This is a genomic window from Adlercreutzia sp. DFI.6.23, from assembly GCF_024462535.1.
GTDB classification, from domain to species: domain Bacteria; phylum Actinomycetota; class Coriobacteriia; order Coriobacteriales; family Eggerthellaceae; genus Adlercreutzia; species Adlercreutzia rubneri.
Window position 1 is genome coordinate 1 of record NZ_JANGBP010000419.1, and the last position, 307, is coordinate 307.

1 pseudogene is annotated in these 307 nt (G+C 67.1%); it reads left to right on the forward strand.

Features of this window, described 5'->3' with window-relative positions:
- Nucleotides 1–256 (forward strand): annotated as a pseudogene (locus NE591_RS13970) (hypothetical protein); the annotation flags it as partial.
- Nucleotides 257–307 lie beyond the last annotated feature (51 nt).

A 307-nucleotide genomic window follows, 5' to 3' on the forward strand; every position in this document is an offset into this window, starting at 1 on the left:
CTCCACCATCGGCGCGGCCACGGTGCTCATGCCCTTCGGCGGCACCCGCCAGCTCACCCCGGCGCTCGCCATGGTGGCGAAGCTCCCGGTGCTCGGCTGCAAGACCACGACGGACTCGGGCCTGTCCTGGGGCTTCAACCCGTATCTTTCGTCCTACGACCCCTATGCCGGCGCCTACATGGCCGTGCTCGATTCGGTGGCGAAGCTCGTGGCCACCGGCTTCGAGCGGGCGTACATGTACCTCACCTTCCAAGAGTAATTCGAGAAGCTGCGCCAGGATCCCGAGCGCTGGGGCAAGCCCATGGCG